The organism is Chlamydia sp. 16-02 (assembly GCF_042235055.1).
Taxonomy (GTDB): Bacteria; Chlamydiota; Chlamydiia; order Chlamydiales; family Chlamydiaceae; genus Chlamydia.
Genome location: NZ_CP114172.1, coordinates 64,526 through 79,071, shown reverse-complemented (window position 1 = coordinate 79,071; position 14,546 = coordinate 64,526). Strand labels below are relative to the sequence as shown.

The following is a 14,546-nucleotide window of genomic DNA, read 5'->3' as shown; positions in this document are numbered from 1 at the left end:
GGAATAACGCTGTGTTTATAGTTATTGAAGGATGTGAAGGTTCAGGGAAAAGTTCCTTAACAGAACTTCTAAAAGATAGACTAATAGCTGAGGGGAAAGTAGTTGTCGCCACTAGAGAACCCGGAGGGTCTCCTCTAGGAGAACAGGTGCGTAATTTAATTTTAGATCCATCAACAATATCAATTTCTCCCTATGCAGAATTATTTCTATTTCTTGCTGCACGCGCGCAGCATGTAACTGAAAAAATATTTCCAGCTTTAGAATCAGGAAAAATTGTCATTTGTGATAGATTTCATGACTCTACAATTGTCTATCAGGGAATAGCTGAGGGATTAGGTAAAGATTATGTGACAAACCTTTGTCACCATGTCGTAGGAGAAAAAAAGTTTCTTCCTAATCTTACCTGTCTCCTGGATATTCCTCCTGAAGAAGGACTAAAAAGAAAACAACAGCAAAAATCCTTGGATAAATTCGAAGATAAGCCTTTAGCATATCATAAAAAAATCCGTGAAGGATTTTTATCTCTTGCCGAAGCACGCCCTGATAGCTATCTTATTTTAGATGGGAGGCAACCTATCAAAGAGTCTCTTAATAAAGTTATGACTGCCTATACAGAATTAGCGTTATGCAAATAGAAGAAAAGGTTGTTAATCAACCCTGGGAAGCCTTACTTGATAATATTAATCAAGGGAAGATCTCTCATGCAATTTTATTGTATGGGAATTCGTTAACTTTACTTTCACAATATGCATATAATCTAGCGGCACATATTCTTCTTAAAGATACCCCTGAAGCACAATATAAGATTTCCCAGCGAATCCATCCTGATATTCATGAATTTTTTCCTTCTGGAAAAGGAAGATTACATTCTATAGAGATTCCTAGGGATATCAAAAAGGAGATAGGAATTCTTTCTTATGAAGGGTGTTATAAGATCTATATCATTCATGAAGTAGATCGTATGACTTTACCAGCGATCTCTGTGTTTTTAAAAGTACTTGAAGATGCTCCTTCACATAGTGTCATTTTACTCACATCTGCAAAACTACAACGTATACCTGCTACGATTCTTTCTCGTAGCTTATCTATATATATTCAAGGTGATGAGAATATAGCTCCTAATAAAGATGATATTGAATATCTCTTAAAATATGCTTCTGGAAAAATGAAAATCACAGAAGTAGGACAAATAGTTAAAGGCAGCGCTGATACAGATAAGCAAGTGCTTAGAGATAAAGCGAAATACCTTTTAGAAATCCTTCTTAAGCTATTTAGAGATCGATTTATGCTTTCTTTAAATATTAGCGCAAGCGCGATGACATATCCTAAATATGCTGAGGATATTCTTAACCTACCCATACTACCTTTAGAAAAGGTGTTGATTATTGTGGAGAAAGCTTACCAAGCTTTGGATAACTCTTCATCAGCGACAAGTTGTATGGAATGGGTTGCCTTACAACTCTCATCACTGAATAATCGTTTTAACGCGTTAACTTAAAGCGCTTGTCCATAAAGGAATAGTTTCTTGCATTCTTTGTAAGACAAGAGCAGGAATCTCATGACCTCCATTAAAAGAAATAAACTCTCCATGTAGACGTGAGGATAAGAGTTTATTTAATCTTTCACCATGATAATAGGGGAGAATGGTATCTTGATATCCATGACTTTGAATAAAGGGAACTTTAGCACAAAGATTCACATTATTTTCCCAACCTTTGTCGAGTAATAAAGCTCCAGAATAAATTAAAGCTCCTCGATAGGGAATTTTAGAAGATAGTACAAGATGTGTGGTCATCATAGCACCTTGACTGAATCCTCCAAGAATAACGTCATATCTAGGACGGTCCAACTCTTCAATAAGATTTTCTAAAGCTGTTTTTGGCTTTTCAAAATCAATATTAAATAATTTTTGATATTGTTGCTCTGTTTCTGGAGTAATATCAGGATTCGAAATCAAACTTTGAAATAAAGGAACATCTAAAGGAAACCATGCTCTTCCGCCACCAAATTCATAAGGAAGTTGTTCTATCCCATGGGGAAATATCCATGTAGGGCGTACACCTTTGAAAGGGCAGGCTGAAGGAAAAAATGCTAGGTTATCAGCGTCTGCTCCATAACCATGACAAAAAACAATAACAGGATCATCGGGATCTCCAGGACATACTATAGCGTCTAATCCAGCAAACTTACGACGAAAAAATGAATACTCCATGAATGCTCTCAAAGGTAATTTTTTATAAAATTTTAGATCAAGTTAGTCAGATTGATTTTAGAGATCAAGGCTTTCTTATAAATCAGTAAGATATAGAGAAAATTATAATTTTTCTTCTATAAAGGAGAGGATTAATGTCGTTAATATTAAATAACTTTAATCTTCTTTATAAAACAGAAGCTGTATTTAAAAAACTTGGATTTAGAAATATACCTATGCTAAAGTCTTTTCAGGCAAACATTAAACCAGGTTTTTACTAAGTTAATCATTTGGTTTTTGGTTAAAATGTACTAAAATTGATTAATTCTGGAGCTTTTATGTCCGGTACTGATCCAGATTTTTTCTTACGTCAAGCTGCGGATTATTTACATGAGGGAAAGGTTATAGCCTTTCCTACAGATACTGTCTATGGTTTAGCTGTAGCATTAAATGCTTTAGATGCTGAAGAACGTATTTATTCTCTAAAACATAGAGATAGAGGAAAGTCTTTAGTTATTTATGTAAATACACTTGAGGATATCGAAAAATTCTCAGGCTATCCTTTATCTTGCCGAGCTATTAAACTGGCTCAGAAGTTCCTTCCAGGACCTTTAACCCTACTTGTAGATCATAAAAATTCTAGATTTTCCCAAGAAAAATTAGGATTTAGAATTCCTTCTCTTCCTATAATAAAGAGATTAATCGATATATCAGGGCCTTTAATTGGAACCTCTGCGAATATTTCAAATTTCCCTCCGGCAGTAGCTTCTGATGAAGTCATCGAAGATTTCCCGAATGAAGATATTGTTATTATTCCTGGTCAATGTTCCTTTGGATTAGAATCTACAGTAATATCTGCAGATCCCTTAAAGATATATCGTGAAGGGATAGTCTCTCGACACGCTATTGAAGAGGTTCTGGGAGAAAGAATAGAACCATGTCGAGCTTTCCACACATTTTCTCAACATATTAAAATTTATACTGTAAGAGATAATGAAGTGTTAAGAGAGTTTCTTCAACACCACCCTAATTTTCAAGGTATTATTTGTGAGGATCCTCAACCATGGAATTTCTATCCTTCGTTACGAAAAGCATTAAGATCTTCGAAACCAGTAGTTGTATTTGTTTATAATCAACAGACATCTTTATATCCCGAGCTTACGCCTTATCTAATGCCATATACTTATACCCGTATCAGGTGAATTTCATGATTATAGATATGCATTGCGACCTTCTTTCTCATGAAAATCTTTCGGATCAAGATCCTTCTGTTCGTTGTTCCCCTGGTCAACTACTCTCTGGAGGAGTTGATAAGCAAGTGTGCGCTATATTTACTGAGCATAGTGGAAGCTCTCCTAGTGCTGACAAACAAAATCAACTATTTTTCAGCCTTCCAGAATCTGACAAACGCATCCAACTTATCTCCTTTGATTCCGATATTTTAGATAAAGACAATCATAACAACTCTCTTTCGATCATTCGTAGTATAGAAAATGCCTCTGGATTAGGTTCCGACTACCAAAATCTCAGCGAACTTCTGAATAAGCTGATAGACCTATTTTCTATGGGTCCTATTGCTTATTTAGGTATTGTCTGGAATGGAAGAAATCGTTTTGGTGGCGGTGTTTTTGATCCCCACAAATTGACTACTGATGGCAAACGTTTATTAGAGGTTATGGAACAATTAGCTATTCCCATAGATCTCAGCCATTGTTGTGATAGGCTTGCTGATGATATTCTAGATTATACCTTAGATAAATTGCCTACTATGCAGGTTCTTGCTAGTCATTCCAACTTTCGAGAAGTTCAAAACATCCCTAGGAATCTTACCGGTGCTCACGCAAAAGAAATTGCATCTAGAGGCGGTGTCATTGGTTTAAATATCGTGAACTACTTCGTGGGATCATCTTTAAAAGATTTGCAAAAGCATATTTACCATGCTGAAAAAATTGGGATCTTGGATAAACTTGTCTTAGGGACAGACTTTTTCTATTCTGATGACCAAGAGAAGTTTTTCCCTGAATGTTCTACAGCTAAAGATCACCCAAACATTCATAATATTCTACGAGATAGTTTGCATACAGAAGATTCGGAAAATATACTTTGGCGATCTGCTCAGACATTTTTAAATCGAACACTACGTCGTCAACAGGAAAGAAAAAAAATTAGTTTGGATATATAAAAAAAGCCCGAAGTATACACTTCGAGCTTGTCTCCTAAGATGATGCCAAGGAAGGCTAATTTTATAAGTTTTCGTTAGCCTCTTCAGTTTCGTCCGGATCGTCATTTTTGATGGTTTCCTTCACTAGAAGATTGCTCGTGCGAGGAGGAACTTTCAGAAGAGGAAGTAACTGTTCCAGATGATGATCCGCTTCTTGATGTTTTCCTATTTTCCCACCAGTTATTAAAACGAGAGCGTACGGTTGGGCTACCAGCATTAACATCTAACGAAAGAGTAGAGCTACTTTTTCTTATTGGTGTAGGAGACGGTGTTGGCTTGGCTCTATTTAATCGTTGTTGTATTTGATCTATTGTTACTTTGGCTGCATCTAATTCTATTGTTTTTTCCATCAACAGACGATTTAACCTAGTAATTTCTGTCTCAAAATCCCTAGTCAATCTTTCTATCATGCCTTGCTGGTTAATAAGAGCTTTATCAAGATCCTCACTAAGAGAAGCTATGCGAGAAGATTTCTCTTGAGCATCAGCAACTAGATCTCTAACCATATCTTCAAGTTGCTGTACTTTAGCTTGTTCAGCAGTCAATTCAGCCTGAAGTGCTTGAATTTGCTCTTCTTTTTGCTGAACGGTAGTCTCAGCTTCTTGTAGACGTGTCTGCAGCACGCTATTTTCTTCTCTGACCTGCGTTAACCCTTCTTCAGCTTGCTGTACACGTAATTGTAGGTCAGAAATAGTTTGTCTTTCTGTTTCAAGTTCTCCGGAGACCTCTGCAAGCTGTCTTTGAGATTCATCCAGCTGTGCTTGTAGACGAGTGACCTCTTCTGTTTTCTGTTCGACCAACCCCTTAACTCTTATAATTTCGCTAGCTAATACATCTTCTTCTTGATGGGATAAAGAGGGCTTTCTAAAAATACGCATAGCTATCCCAAAGGAGATCAAACTTGTGCCTAAGGCAAGAACTGTAGCGCCCAAAGCAATAGAGAATGTAGAGGGTAAACTAGCAATCGTAAGGGTTAAAAGTAAGATCCCGGATATAACTAAAATAATACCTACAGCGACAAGGGTGAGACTAACAACCTTACGACTAACATGAGAATCCTGACAAACCCGCTTTAATACGGAAACCTTTTCTATTGCCTCTTCGTGAGAGGAGGAACGTGATATAGGAGAAGCCATACTTGAAACTATTTAAAATAATAAAATCGATGAAAATTTTAACAAATATGTTATTAATTTTCAGTAAAAAGAGAGAAAATAAGATCTTATAATATAACAAGATTTTAGTTTTCTTCTCTTAGATAAACATAAAAAACACAAGATCCTAAGATTAAGGGGACAATATTCTGTAATAAAATTTTTAACGCTTTGAAAATTAAAGGGTTGTCAAGATTTCTTTACAGTTAAATGCTATTGCGACGGTGTAAGTTTATCGATACTATATCGAATCCTTCAGTAGCATCCTCAAAATCCTCATCAGACTCATTGTCATCATTATTAATAGGCGAGTTTTCCTTCTGTTCATCTCCTCTTTGTGTTTCAGTTGCAGACGGTGGAGGAGTAATAGCTAGTAAAGTTCCTGGAATAGGAACAGCGGTTTTTTGCACACCACCAGGTAGGAAAGAACTTAAAAAGTGCGATGTAGATGAAATGGATGAAGAAATTGCACCTAACCATGACGAGGTTGTAGGAGCTGGGGTAATCGATTTTTTTATCTCTAAACTTGAAATCCGATTTTTATAGTGGGTAATTTGAGCATTTTTTGAAGTGAGTTCGGTAGTCAGGTTTAAATTTCTAGTATTAGCTTCCTGAAGATTATGCTCTAATAGAGTTGAGCGCGACACCGCGCTTTTTAAACTTTTTTCAAATATTGTTCTTTCTGTCTTTCTTAATTCTTGTTCGTACTGCATTAAATACAGATGGGTAACTCCCTGAGCGCTTAAACTAAAGGCTCGAATATCTTGAAGACCTCCGATAAATAGAGCGGCTCCTGTAATACCTAGACCTAAACTAATTCCAGGACGGAACCAGGTAGTTATCAAAAGTTCAGCAATAACAGCACCAACTATACAGCCTATACCGAGAATAATTTCACTTAGGGCAATTAGTGTTCTAGTTTTCCCCATACAATGGACCTTACCATAGGTTAATACATCTAACGAGGAAGGGAAGAGTATAGATAAAACGGGTTCTGTGTTCTTTTCTTTTGGAATGGGCAGACCTTGACTTCTAAGAGCACTTTTTATTTCTAGGTAGTTCTTTCTCCAAATAGCGTTTTGAAAATAGACAACCTTGAGACAGTAAGCAATAACCGCAGAGCCTATAATGATTCCAGAAACTCCTAGAGAAATACTCAAAGCTGAAGTAAGTCCTAAAGGAAGAATTAATACGCATACCCCAACAAGAAGTAGGATAATACCCAGAGCAAAAGCACCGATAACAGCTAGAAAGGTTTGTCTTTCATTTTTAATAAAGTTTCGGTTATTCGCCAAAACAGAAATATTTCTTACTTGATTCTCTGAATTTCTAACTTGAATCTCAGCGGGAATAGCCATAAAATTAACAAAAAAACATTCTCAAAAGAAATATGCTACCATCTGATTATAAATCGTGTAAATCTAATTTTGTTTTAAAAAATCCAAAGTTAGTTCGCGTTATTATTACAATATAACGAAGCATATATAATATTATTTTTTTGAAAATAAGAAATGAGAGTGGCTCCACAAGGACGTGGAGCGAACTCTCAAATTTTGATTAATTAGAAGAAAAGCTACAAGACTGATTCTTGTAATGAAATTGAATAACTTCTACAGCATCTTCTGATGAATCAACCAGGTATAAATTTTTTGGACATGTATGAGTATAGTGTAAATTTTTTATCCACTCTACTAACGGCCCCCAAAACTGTGTGCCCACAAGGACAACTGGGTTTGGTACCTCTTGATATCTAAAGTTATCTAAAGCAAAGAAGACCTCATCTACGGTACCTAGCCCTCCAGGAAACACGATGCAACCTAAAGAATTGCCGATCATTCCTTGTAGACGGTGGGAAATATGGGAAACCTGACAATAATTTCCTTGGGGTATATGATCATTCAGGTCTTCACCTTTTAAGATGAACCCTAAAGACGTTCCTCCCGCCTGTACGGCCCCAGCATTAGCTGCTTCCATAACGCCAGGACCCGATCCTGTAACCACGGAATAACCATTCTTAGCTAATAAAAGGCCTGCATCTCTAGCCATTTGATAATTTTCCTGTGAAGTCCAGCATCCTCCGGCTACAACTATCCATGGACCGTGATCCTGATGAAATTGAGTCGAAGAGACGATCTGTTCACAATCATTAATGTGCTTAGCTTCCCAGTCCTGAGAAGATGCTACTGATGTGGGAACACACATTAGTAATGCAAAACAAATAAACCGAATTTTATAAAAAATTAATCGCATAAACAAATATAAGTTTTATATCTAAAGCTAAGTATTTTAATTATTTAGAAATATAAAAATCTATGTGCAAGAAAGTATTTTATAAACTTTACACAATTTTAATTATAAGATAGCGTGTATGACGCATTCCTATTTCAGGTGTATATTGAACCGCGAATCGGTTGCATTTTTTGAGAATCTATTAATTAAATAATTTAAGAATTAAAAAGTTTTCATTATGCAAATGAAATATTTTAATCAGTTATTAAACATGAAATATGCCCTATTTTCGGTAGTATTTCTATCTGCGACCACAGTATTTGCTTTGACATTCCCTGAGATTTCATCGGCATTTTCTGATAAGGGATTGACAGCACTATTGATTGGGGGATTTGCTTGTTTCTGTGCTAGAACAGTGGGGATCTTAATAAATCAGATCATCGATTACAACATAGACAAAAAAAACCCCAGAACCTCTTTTAGGGTATTACCTTCAAAAAAGCTTTCATTCAATTTTGTTTCATTAGTTACAGCTATCGCTTTGTTCTTCTTTGTCATTTTATGCATGTTTTTAAATAAGGAATGTACGTGGTTAGCTTTAATATCTATCACTCTTATGGTTGTTTATGCTTACGCAAAGCGTGTTACTTACTTATGTCATTGGATGCTGGGATTAATTTACTATCTGGCAATTCTTATGAATTTTTATGCTCTATCTTCAGGACCTCTTTCGTTAAAGATGTTTACCATAGTTTCTTTATGGGGAATAACAGCAGCTATGATCATTGCTGCTAATGATATTATCTATGCGATTCAGGATTTGGATTTCGATAGAGAAGAAAAGCTCTACAGCATTCCTGCGTGTTTTGGAAAAGAGAAGGCCATTCGCATTGCTTCAGTATGCTTAGTAATCAGCTTAGCATCCTATATAGCGATGTCTGTGCTAGCATCTTTCACTAATCTAGGTTTTGTACTATCTCTTTTCCCAACCCTAGTCATTTGTAAAACCATTAAAAACTATCATGAAATGCACAAGAATAAAGCTAATCTTGAAAGATGTTTCTTTAGGGGAAATATTTACCTTGCTTTATCCTTTTTCGTGGTCATGGTAAGTTTATTACTTTCGTAATGTTAACGGATACGCATGAAACGTTATATTGTAGGTATCTCAGGAGCTTCTGGAATAGTCTTAGCTGTAAAGCTGATAGAAGAACTATCTAAAATGAAATACGATGTTGAGGTAATTCTTTCTCCAGCCGCTATGAAAACACTTTATTACGAACTTGAGACCTCTTCTTTGCTTTCTTTGATTCCTGAAGAAAACCATTCCTATATTCATCAACACAATATCAAATCTATAGAGAGTAAATTAGCTTCAGGATCTTATCGTGTGGAAGGCACCGTTATAGTTCCTTGTAGCATGGCGACAGTAGCAGCTCTTTCGATGGGATTAGGGGATAATCTATTAAGAAGAGTAGCTGATGTTGCTCTAAAAGAACGTAGGAAGTTAATTTTAGTTCCTAGAGAAAGTCCCTTACACGCGATTCATTTAGAAAACTTACTCAAATTATCTCAAAATGGGGCCATTATTCTTCCTCCTATGCCTATGTGGTACTTTAAACCACAAACAGTCAAGGATATTACTAATGATATTGTTGGGAAAATTCTATCCCTATTAGATGTAAAAAGCGACTTAGAAAAAGTTTGGGTAAATCCTGCTTAGTTCGTACGTTTACCATTAATTACTTCGTGAAGGTTTTCAATTGCAATAAATGCATAGGGATCTTCTCTGTGGACGATTTCTTTAAGTTGTGAAAGCTGTAAACGTTCTACAACAATATAAAGAACATTTCTAGGTTCTCCAGAATATCCACCTTCAGCATGGATATAAGTAAGACCAACACCTAAGTTTTCCATAAGAATATGGCCTAGTTTTCTTGGAGAAGAGGTAATAATAGTGACAGACTTGGTGTCTTCAAGTCCTAAAATCACCATATCCATAACCTTCGTTGCAATGCCATAAGTTAAGAATGATACGAATGCTGTGTGCCAATTTTGATAAACAATTCCAGCTAATGCAAAGATAAAAAAATTCGCAAAGAGGATAACTTGACCAACAGTATAACCTCTTTTCTTATTGATGATAATACCTAGAATCTCGGTGCCATCTGTAGATCCTCCATGACGGATAATCAAACCACAACCTACACCGATAATAGCCCCACCAAAAACTACTGTTTCCATCTCGGATCCCTTAAAAACTATGGGATTGAAACCAAACCATAGAGGGAGGGAGTCAATGAGCCATAGAGCGCAAGAAAAGATGATCACGGCAGTCATCATTTGGATTACAAAATATTTACCAATTTGTTTAAAGGCCAGGATAACAAAAGGTAAATTAAACAATATTAAACAGAATGGAAGGTACTTATGACCAAAGAAATGGGAGGCAATAAGAGATAAACCTACAATACCACCGTCAATAAGTTCATTAGGCACTAAGACCATTTGAACTCCGCAGGCAGCAAGAAACCCTCCAAGAATAAACCAACTTAGGGTCTTGGAAAAGTACAGAGGAAAGCTAAACTTCGTTAAACGAGTTCCATGGGGCATTTTCAACCTCTGATTGAATGTTCGCGAGAGACGGGGCTTGAACCCGCAACTTCCGCCTTGACAGGGCGGTGCTCTAACCAATTGAACTACTCCCGCAGATGGACACGACAGGATTTGAACCTATGACCCCCTGTGTGTAAGACAGGTGCTCTAACCGCTGAGCTACGCATCCAAACAAGATTAGGTGCATACATTAACAGAAGAAATAGTTTAATCACAACCATTTTCACTCCGATAATGAAGAAAGCTCTCTATTCTAAGTGAATACTAGGAAGATTACTCTTATTTTCGTTCTGAAAGACATATAAAGGCATATTTTTTGTATGTGGTAATAGGGCCCTGGTCGACCCTAAAAAACGAGAATCCAACGATTATTTTCTCATAGCGATAGTATTGGCAAAGTTATGAAATCCGGCCTGTAGTTGTTGGAATTCTTTCAAAGAAAGAGTTGCTATAGGAGAACTTCTAACTACTAAAGGAGCCACAGAAATATAGTTGTCTAAGATTGCTTGATATTCTTCAGAAGGAGCTTCTCCTATAACCACAGGGCAATTAGTTAATGCGAAAATCTTAGCATCTCCATTGCAAAGTAAGAGTTTAGGAACCCCGCAGGAATATTCTTCTCCACCAGAAACAAATCGCATTCCTCGCCAAGGCTTGCTATTGGCAGGAAAGTTAACATTAAGAACTATAGGATATGAACCAAAAGGCCTGGATAAAGCGTACAAAGATAAAGACTTTAGTATCTCTGGAACATTAGGATTATTCTCCTGGAAAGAACAGATTCTCTTCTCTTGAGAAAGCCCTATTGCAGGAATTCCATATAGAATAGCTTCCATAGCTGCGCCGGTAGTTCCAGAATAAAAAACATGCCTTCCTGCATTAGATCCACTATTAATCCCAGATAATACAAGATCTGGCAAAGCATCTTTAAATAGGTAGCTCAAAGCAATTTTTACACAATCTACAGGAGTCCCAGTAACAGACCAAGCTCCTGCAACGGGTTGAGGATAATCATAAGGTTGTAAAACTACAGATTCACGGCAGGTGAATGCCATACTTTTTGCAGATTGTTCTGTAGCAGGAGCTACTATATAAATATCAGCAAAATCAGCCTTTAATAAATTGGATACTAATAGGGTCATTCCTTTAGCAGAAATACCATCGTCGTTGGTTAATAAAATCTTCATTCTTTTTTTGCTCTGATCAGATTTCTCTGAAACACTAATCTCTCTTTCTTTAGAGAGAGCAGTTGTTAAAGGGAAACATATTAGTAGCGCGCAAAAAAGATACTGAATTCTAAAAAAATGAATTTTCATAAAAAATACTTGTTTAGACTATCTAGGGCACAAAAAATAAACAGATAGAATCATAAATAGCTATGATAAAATATCTGTATGATTTTAAAAAAATTAATTTGCAGACGGCAAGGGAAACTTATAAAGCACTTATGCATTGTGAAAAATGCTAATATCCATTTCTTATATGAAATATAAGTCGATATCTATAACGAGAAATAAGGCGCATACTTTTTTTGGCTAAAGAATTTATGAAGTAGATAGCTTTAAACTCTGAAAGCAGTTTTCGATCGGAAATACCTACTCCATTTATTTATTTTAGACATCAAATAATCTAGTGTCAGCTTCAGAACCGATGAACTCTTCGAAATTTTCCTGTAGCTGTTGAAATTCTGATTCACTAGTTAAAGCTAGTGGAGAATTTCTTACCAATAAAGGAACTACTGTAATGTAGTTATCTAAAAGAGAGCGACATTCATCAGAAATATCTTCATCTATTACTATCTGACAATCACTTAAAGAAAAATTCTTGCGTTTCCCTTCACTACTTAAGAGTTTAGGCAAACCACAAGCAAATTCTTTTCCTGTAGCAACAAGTCGCATGCCTTTCCAAGCTTCATTACGTTCACTAGCAGGAAAATTGACATTAAAACCCGTAAGAATAGGGAAGGGAGTCGATAAAGCATATAATGATAGCTTTTTCAATTGTTCAGGAGCAGAATCTTCTTGAAAGAAGGAAATATGTTGCTCTTGAGAAAATGCTATTGAAGGAATGCCTGATAAAATAGCTTCCATAGCTGCTCCGGCAGTTCCAGAGTAAAAGATGTTTCTACCCGCATTAGATCCGTGATTGATTCCTGATAATACAAGGTCGGGTAAGGAATCACGAAATAAATCACCTAGAGCAAGTTTAACACAATCTACAGGACTACCAGAGACTGCCCATGCACCCACAACATCCTGTGGGTAATCAACGCTTTCGATAGATACAGATTGAGTATAGGAAAATGACATGCTTTTTCCCGATTGTTCTGTGCTAGGGGCTACTATATATAGCTCAGCAAAATCAGCCTTTAGCAAGTTAGAGACTAAAAGACTCATCCCTTTTGCTGAAATACCATCGTCATTAGTTAATAGAATCTTTAATCTTTTGTTCATAAAATTACCGAAAAATAAATCTTACTATAAATATTTCAGCAAGACTAATTTATGAAATATGTTTAATTAGTTTTAATTTTTTTTGGCTTTCGATAAACCATGTTGTTCAATTGCTAGAGCAATATTATGTCGCGCTTGAGGAAAAACATCTTCCAGTAACTTCAAAACGGATTCTGTTTTTGTTCTTAAAGATACAACGGGGCAACGACAGGTAACACGAGCGAACCCGCTTTCTTTAGCAAACTTACGTATCCATGATTCAGGAGTAAGAATCAAGGGGCGTAAGATCGTAATATCAAAATGCACCATATCTAAAACAGGTAGCATACCTGCAAATTCTGCTTTATGTAAAAGGTTCATTAAAGCTGTTTGTACTACATCGTCTCGATGATGTCCAAAAGCTACAGCAGTAGCACCTATCTCTTTTGCCGCTTGAAAAAGTAGACGTCTTCTAACCTGCGAACATGAATAACATTCTGGAATTTGAGGATCATAAGGAGAGACTATTGAAGTAAAGGGTACCCGGATTTTATCACAGATATTAGCTAAGTATTGTTGGCTAACTTCTGCACCGCAAGAATATTTCCCCCCAATATTGACAGCATAAAGATCAAGCTCAGGAAACCCCCTTCCTGAAATCGCATTGAGCATTAAAAGTAAAGAAAGACTATCTTTACCTCCGCTAAGAGCTACAACGATCTTAGTGTGATTTTCTAACATAGAATAAGTATATAAAGCTTTGCGAACCAAACTTTCTATGCGTTTGCCAGCTTTAATCCAAGGAGGATGTAAGTGCAGAATAGACATAGAAAAATAGTAAAAGGATAGAACAAAGCTTGCAATACAATCTTAATTTATAGCAAAACTTGTAATTGGTTTTTATCTTTATCTTATTTAAACTTTCCTTTAAGCACTTCGCTTTGAGAAGGATTATATGTCAAAAAAAATTAATAGAAATGATCCATGCCCATGCGGTTCTAATAAGAAATATAAGCAATGCTGTCTTGCTAAAGATAGTCAACCTGCACGTTATACTTCTGAAGGTAAGTTCAAATTTTCTGCAGAAGTTCTCACTTCAGGTCAAACAGGGGATAGTTGTACACAACTATTTCAACGTCTTTCTGAAAGCTTAACATCTGAGCAAAAGCAAGCGATTGATAAATATCACGAAATTACCAAGAATAAAACAGCACCTGGAAAGAAAACTGTTAAAAAAGCTCAAGCCAAAGAAGACCGTTTGGTTTCAGAGCAACTTAAGAAGCATAATTTTCAAGTTATGGAAACGAATCTCTCTCCAGAGCATTCGATTGAACAAACTAATCAGGACACAAGTTTCGTTTCTGAAGACTTTATTCCTACACAAGAAGACTATCGCATATCAGAAAATACTGATTCTGACTTGGAAGAAAATAACCAATAGCGTATAAATTGATTTCCTATTGGTTAATAAAGTTTTCTCTTCAAGCAATAGGTATCCCAAGTTTTTCGCTGGAGTAGCTCAATTGGCAGAGCATTCGATTTGTAATCGAACGGTTGAGGGTTCAAGTCCTTTCTCCAGCATTTTTTGGGGGTGTCGCATAGCGGTCAATTGCATCGGACTGTAAATCCGACTCCTTACGGATACGTTGGTTCAAATCCAGCCACCCCCAATCTCTTCTTTAATCTCTCATCTTTTTTTATTA

General features: G+C 36.2%; 15 protein-coding genes and 4 tRNA genes. 9 read left to right on the top strand and 10 right to left on the bottom strand.

Annotation, left to right across the window (positions count from 1 at the left end; all coding sequences use genetic code 11):
- Positions 1–11: 11 nt before the first annotated feature.
- Positions 12–635 (top strand): dTMP kinase, encoded by a 624-nt coding sequence (gene tmk / locus O1W70_RS00305; RefSeq protein WP_213240921.1) that lies wholly within the window; start codon positions 12–14, stop codon positions 633–635.
- Entirely contained in the window at positions 626–1,498 is an 873-nt protein-coding gene (locus O1W70_RS00300; RefSeq protein ID WP_213240923.1) for a DNA polymerase III subunit delta', read from the top strand. The genes tmk and O1W70_RS00300 overlap by 10 nt, the downstream gene beginning before the upstream one ends.
- Here O1W70_RS00300 and O1W70_RS00295 read toward each other — a convergent pair.
- Positions 1,490–2,212 carry an alpha/beta hydrolase gene (locus O1W70_RS00295; RefSeq protein ID WP_213240925.1) on the bottom strand — a complete coding sequence of 241 codons (723 nt, stop codon included), beginning with the start codon at positions 2,210–2,212 and terminating at the stop codon, positions 1,490–1,492. The two genes, O1W70_RS00300 and O1W70_RS00295, sit on opposite strands and share 9 nt — an antisense overlap.
- A gap of 317 nt (positions 2,213–2,529) precedes the next feature.
- On the opposite strand from O1W70_RS00295, the gene O1W70_RS00290 reads away from it, so the two are divergent.
- Together O1W70_RS00290 and O1W70_RS00285 are read left to right on the top strand one after the other, a co-directional pair.
- Positions 2,530–3,393 carry an L-threonylcarbamoyladenylate synthase gene (locus O1W70_RS00290; RefSeq protein WP_332381425.1) on the top strand — a complete coding sequence of 288 codons (864 nt, stop codon included), beginning with the start codon at positions 2,530–2,532 and terminating at the stop codon, positions 3,391–3,393.
- A 5-nt stretch (positions 3,394–3,398) separates the two neighbouring features.
- The gene (locus O1W70_RS00285) at positions 3,399–4,373 is read left to right on the top strand and encodes a membrane dipeptidase (RefSeq protein WP_332381426.1); all 975 of its coding nucleotides are present in this window, start codon (positions 3,399–3,401) and stop codon (positions 4,371–4,373) included.
- A gap of 101 nt (positions 4,374–4,474) precedes the next feature.
- On the opposite strand, the gene O1W70_RS00280 is transcribed toward O1W70_RS00285, so the two are convergent.
- The 3 genes from O1W70_RS00280 to O1W70_RS00270 form a co-directional block, all read right to left on the bottom strand.
- Positions 4,475–5,548, bottom strand: coding sequence for an incA family protein (locus tag O1W70_RS00280; RefSeq protein WP_375797237.1), 1,074 nt, complete (start codon positions 5,546–5,548; stop codon positions 4,475–4,477).
- Positions 5,549–5,772: 224 nt separating this feature from the next.
- Positions 5,773–6,924, bottom strand: coding sequence for an IncA family protein (locus tag O1W70_RS00275; RefSeq protein ID WP_332381428.1), 1,152 nt, complete (start codon positions 6,922–6,924; stop codon positions 5,773–5,775).
- Positions 6,925–7,123: 199 nt separating this feature from the next.
- Positions 7,124–7,768 (bottom strand): LOG family protein, encoded by a 645-nt coding sequence (locus O1W70_RS00270; RefSeq protein ID WP_332381429.1) that lies wholly within the window; start codon positions 7,766–7,768, stop codon positions 7,124–7,126.
- Between the two features lie 265 nt (positions 7,769–8,033).
- Here O1W70_RS00270 and O1W70_RS00265 point away from each other — a divergent pair, with 265 nt between their 5' ends.
- Positions 8,034–8,924, top strand: coding sequence for a 4-hydroxybenzoate octaprenyltransferase (locus O1W70_RS00265; RefSeq protein ID WP_332381430.1), 891 nt, complete (start codon positions 8,034–8,036; stop codon positions 8,922–8,924).
- A 15-nt stretch (positions 8,925–8,939) separates the two neighbouring features.
- Positions 8,940–9,518, top strand: coding sequence for a flavin prenyltransferase UbiX (locus O1W70_RS00260; protein WP_332381431.1), 579 nt, complete (start codon positions 8,940–8,942; stop codon positions 9,516–9,518).
- On the opposite strand, the gene O1W70_RS00255 is transcribed toward O1W70_RS00260, so the two are convergent.
- The 6 genes from O1W70_RS00255 to O1W70_RS00230 form a co-directional block, all read right to left on the bottom strand.
- Complete coding sequence (locus O1W70_RS00255; protein WP_213240939.1) at positions 9,515–10,408, bottom strand: YitT family protein; 894 nt, start codon at positions 10,406–10,408, stop codon at positions 9,515–9,517. The genes O1W70_RS00260 and O1W70_RS00255 overlap by 4 nt on opposite strands.
- Before the next feature lie 22 nt (positions 10,409–10,430).
- Positions 10,431–10,504: transfer RNA gene (locus O1W70_RS00250), tRNA-Asp, on the bottom strand.
- Positions 10,505–10,507: 3 nt separating this feature from the next.
- Positions 10,508–10,580: transfer RNA gene (locus O1W70_RS00245), tRNA-Val, on the bottom strand.
- 199 nt (positions 10,581–10,779) lie between these two features.
- Positions 10,780–11,598 carry a 5'/3'-nucleotidase SurE gene (surE, locus tag O1W70_RS00240; protein ID WP_332381432.1) on the bottom strand — a complete coding sequence of 273 codons (819 nt, stop codon included), beginning with the start codon at positions 11,596–11,598 and terminating at the stop codon, positions 10,780–10,782.
- 426 nt (positions 11,599–12,024) lie between these two features.
- Positions 12,025–12,864 (bottom strand): 5'/3'-nucleotidase SurE, encoded by an 840-nt coding sequence (gene surE / locus O1W70_RS00235; RefSeq protein WP_332381433.1) that lies wholly within the window; start codon positions 12,862–12,864, stop codon positions 12,025–12,027.
- Positions 12,865–12,936: 72 nt separating this feature from the next.
- A complete protein-coding gene (locus O1W70_RS00230) occupies positions 12,937–13,671 on the bottom strand; it encodes a tRNA 2-thiocytidine biosynthesis TtcA family protein (protein WP_332381434.1) in 735 nt (244 codons plus the stop codon).
- A gap of 127 nt (positions 13,672–13,798) precedes the next feature.
- On the opposite strand from O1W70_RS00230, the gene O1W70_RS00225 reads away from it, so the two are divergent.
- The 3 genes from O1W70_RS00225 to O1W70_RS00215 all read left to right on the top strand — a co-directional run bounded on the left by O1W70_RS00225 (position 13,799) and on the right by O1W70_RS00215 (position 14,513).
- The gene (locus O1W70_RS00225; RefSeq protein WP_332381435.1) at positions 13,799–14,284 is read left to right on the top strand and encodes an SEC-C metal-binding domain-containing protein; all 486 of its coding nucleotides are present in this window, start codon (positions 13,799–13,801) and stop codon (positions 14,282–14,284) included.
- A gap of 67 nt (positions 14,285–14,351) precedes the next feature.
- Positions 14,352–14,424: transfer RNA gene (locus O1W70_RS00220), tRNA-Thr, on the top strand.
- A 6-nt stretch (positions 14,425–14,430) separates the two neighbouring features.
- Positions 14,431–14,513, top strand: a tRNA-Tyr gene (locus O1W70_RS00215).
- Positions 14,514–14,546: the final 33 nt, after the last annotated feature.

Excerpts from the sequence above, each read along its gene's own strand:
- O1W70_RS00300 (WP_213240923.1), top strand. The coding sequence starts at position 626 with ATGCAAATAGAAGAAAAGGTTGTTAATCAACCCTGGGAAGCCTTACTT.
- O1W70_RS00295 (WP_213240925.1), bottom strand. The coding sequence starts at position 2,212 with ATGGAGTATTCATTTTTTCGTCGTAAGTTTGCTGGATTAGACGCTATA.
- O1W70_RS00290 (WP_332381425.1), top strand. The coding sequence starts at position 2,530 with ATGTCCGGTACTGATCCAGATTTTTTCTTACGTCAAGCTGCGGATTAT.
- O1W70_RS00285 (WP_332381426.1), top strand. The coding sequence starts at position 3,399 with ATGATTATAGATATGCATTGCGACCTTCTTTCTCATGAAAATCTTTCG.
- O1W70_RS00280 (WP_375797237.1), bottom strand. The coding sequence starts at position 5,548 with ATGGCTTCTCCTATATCACGTTCCTCCTCTCACGAAGAGGCAATAGAA.
- O1W70_RS00275 (WP_332381428.1), bottom strand. The coding sequence starts at position 6,924 with ATGGCTATTCCCGCTGAGATTCAAGTTAGAAATTCAGAGAATCAAGTA.
- O1W70_RS00270 (WP_332381429.1), bottom strand. The coding sequence starts at position 7,768 with ATGTGTGTTCCCACATCAGTAGCATCTTCTCAGGACTGGGAAGCTAAG.
- O1W70_RS00265 (WP_332381430.1), top strand. The coding sequence starts at position 8,034 with ATGCAAATGAAATATTTTAATCAGTTATTAAACATGAAATATGCCCTA.
- O1W70_RS00260 (WP_332381431.1), top strand. The coding sequence starts at position 8,940 with ATGAAACGTTATATTGTAGGTATCTCAGGAGCTTCTGGAATAGTCTTA.
- O1W70_RS00255 (WP_213240939.1), bottom strand. The coding sequence starts at position 10,408 with ATGCCCCATGGAACTCGTTTAACGAAGTTTAGCTTTCCTCTGTACTTT.
- surE (WP_332381432.1), bottom strand. The coding sequence starts at position 11,598 with ATGAAGATTTTATTAACCAACGACGATGGTATTTCTGCTAAAGGAATG.
- surE (WP_332381433.1), bottom strand. The coding sequence starts at position 12,864 with ATGAACAAAAGATTAAAGATTCTATTAACTAATGACGATGGTATTTCA.
- O1W70_RS00230 (WP_332381434.1), bottom strand. The coding sequence starts at position 13,671 with ATGTCTATTCTGCACTTACATCCTCCTTGGATTAAAGCTGGCAAACGC.
- O1W70_RS00225 (WP_332381435.1), top strand. The coding sequence starts at position 13,799 with ATGTCAAAAAAAATTAATAGAAATGATCCATGCCCATGCGGTTCTAAT.